This window comes from Dyadobacter sp., from assembly GCF_051859145.1.
Lineage (GTDB): Bacteria > Bacteroidota > Bacteroidia > Cytophagales > Spirosomataceae > Dyadobacter.
Map to the genome: position 1 here is coordinate 1 of NZ_JBHYGF010000549.1, position 1,520 is coordinate 1,520.

General features: G+C 42.2%; 1 protein-coding gene. It reads right to left on the minus strand.

Annotated elements, in window-relative coordinates:
- A partial coding sequence (locus ACTIE6_RS23765) for a SusC/RagA family TonB-linked outer membrane protein (protein ID WP_439558995.1) occupies window positions 1-973 on the minus strand: 973 nt, incomplete at its 3' end.
- Window positions 974-1,520 lie beyond the last annotated feature (547 nt).

The window sequence follows — 1,520 nt, forward strand, 5'->3', positions numbered from 1 at the left end:
GCACATTATGACGCTGCTGAGGAGCCCATTTTCTCAAAACTGAACCGTACCAGTCTGTATTCGGGTGCAGGTAGGGATCAGATCCATCTGCAAACTTCTTCATATCATCCGGATTGAAAACGGCATTGATCACGTTTCCGTTATCGATTCTTTTGTAAGATCCGGTTGTGTTAAAGCCTTGCAATGCACCCTGCCACTCTCCTACGGGGAGGTTATCATAAATCTGCAATTCGTTACGGATAGTTGCATATTCAGATGCATTCGACATTTCAGGTGTACGCGTTGGCTGCGAAACCCCGAAGTTCATATCGTAAGACAATTGCGGCTTGCCGGTTTTTCCACGTTTGGTAGTAATCAGGATTACCCCGTTACCTGCACGTGAACCGTAAATCGCAGCTGCTGCATCTTTCAGAACGGAAATACTTTCAATGTCAGCAGGATTAATGCGGTCCAAACCACCACTTCTGTTTGGAACACCATCCACAACGATCAGTGCGTTGCTGTTACCCAGTGAGTTGGTACCACGGATACGGATCGCAGAACCATCGTAGCCAGGCTCACCGCTGCTTTGTACCGCAGAAATACCCGGAAGACGACCACCTAATGTATTGGAAAGGTTGGCAGCAGGTGCTTTTTGAAGCTCAGCTCCTTTTACAGCTGTTACAGAACCGGTCAGTGTTGCCTTCTTGGCTGTACCATAACCCACAACTACAACTTCTTCAAGCGCTTTGGTATCGGCAGCCAATGTGATATCAACATTATTTCTGGTTCCAATTTCGATTTCCTGTGTAAGGTAACCGATGAAAGAAAACACCAATGTCGAATTTCTGTCCGCATTCACGGAGTAATTGCCTTCATTATCGGTAACAGTTCCTGCTGTGGTCCCTTTGACAACAACGCTCACGCCCGGTAATGCCTGGCCTTGCTCATCCTTGATCCTGCCTTTGACTGTATTCTGCGCATGAGCGATCATGACAGTCGCAACGAGAAGGATAAGTGAAAAAACACCGCGCGAAATGACACGAGGTATCCATTCAGTAGAAAATCTCATAGATTAAAATTTAGAGTTAGAAAGTGGTATTATAAAGTTGCTTAACCGTATAAGCACGGAACGTAGAGCTTGCATTACTTCCATCTCCGGGAAGCCTGTCTACAAATAGGAAAGAGTAGTTTGGAAAGTTTATTACATAGATTAATAGTTAGGTGAGTAGATAGCCGGCACTGATATCAAAGGGTGTACAAATAACACAATTCGGTTCGCAGCACAGCCAAAAACTGGTAGCATAAGCGCGGTGAAATTTTTTTTACTCGTTCGTTTGTACAAAAAGATATTAATTTTTTCACAAAAAAAAGGGTTCTTAATTTAGGTATATGAAATATTAAAAAATAACAATGAAATGGCCATTTTAGGCTAAAAAGGACATATTTAGTGGTATATAAGTTACAATTATTCATTCTTTAATCCAGAATTGGTAACATTTCCAATCTTACTTATATTCGTATATTCATTCAAAAACATC